Raw genomic sequence first — 1,035 nt, forward strand, 5'->3', positions numbered from 1 at the left:
GGCCCGATGTCCTCGGCACGCAGTACGCCACTGCCGGTAGCCAGCGTGTAATCGGTGAGATGCACAACCACCTCGGTCTGCCCCGGCCGCACCTGCCCACCCCGCGCCCGGCCCACCCGCCCCGTACCCGGACGCACCTGTCCCCTGACCTCGTCACCCGGCCGCGCCGGCACATCCGAGCACGCGACCTCGCTCGACTGGCCCGGATCACCTGACCCATCCGAGTTACCCGAGTCACCCGAACCGTCCAGGATCGGCGGCCTCGGACATGCCGGCGACAGGTCGGGCGGGTTGAGCGGGTTGACTGGGTCCGCCGGGTTGCCCTGGGTGGCCGGAGTGGCCTTGCTACCCCGGTCGGCCGGGTCGATGGAATAGCTCGGGTCGGTGTAGGCGTCTTGCTTGATCTGCGCGAGCCGGGCGCGGAGTGCTCGCAGCGCGGCAGCATCCATCGCCGAACCCTGCTCAGGTTCGGTTCGCGGGTCCACAGGACCGGGAGATGTTCGCCGGTCGAACGGGTCGGTCGGTGAGTCGGGATCGTGGGGCGCGGCGGCTTCCAGCCACGGATCGTCCGGCGGACCCACCGGCTCCACGTCCTCCAGTTTCATCGGGCCGTTCCGCACCACCACCCCGCCCAGGGCCACCGAGTCGTCCTGCACAGCGTCGTTCTGGGCCGCGGGGTTGCCGGGCGTTGTGGGGCTGGTTGGTTCGGGCGTGTTTGGTTCGGGGGTGGCTGGTTCAGGGCTGGTTGGTGGGGTGGTGGGGTTTGGGTGGGGGTGGTTGCGGGCTTGGTTGAGGAGTTCTTGGGTGTAGCGGGGGTCGGCGAGGATTTCGATGGCGTCGGCGCGGCGGTGTTGGACGGGGCGGGTGTCGCCGAAGGTTTTGAGGGCTTCGGCGATGTCGGTGATGGTCGCGTTGCAGCGGTTCACGGCTGCGGCGGCGGCTTTGATGTAGATGGTTTTGTTGCCGTGGCCGTCGCCGCGGCCGATGTGGACGCCGCGGTCGTCGGCGGCCGCCGCGGCTTCGTCGGCTGCGGCG

At 70.3% G+C, this 1,035-nt stretch carries 1 protein-coding gene and 1 pseudogene; one reads left to right on the forward strand and one right to left on the reverse strand.

The features are described 5' to 3' along the window. Positions 1-641 (reverse strand): annotated as a pseudogene (locus tag E0H50_RS44145) (hypothetical protein); the annotation flags it as partial. Positions 642-785: 144 nt separating this feature from the next. Between E0H50_RS44145 and E0H50_RS44150 the strand changes: the two are divergent. Beyond that, positions 786-1,035 (forward strand): hypothetical protein (locus E0H50_RS44150; protein ID WP_238151732.1); only part of this gene is annotated, 250 nt, incomplete at its 3' end.

It is taken from the genome of Kribbella sindirgiensis (assembly GCF_004331435.1).
Classification (GTDB): Bacteria; Actinomycetota; Actinomycetes; order Propionibacteriales; family Kribbellaceae; genus Kribbella; species Kribbella sindirgiensis.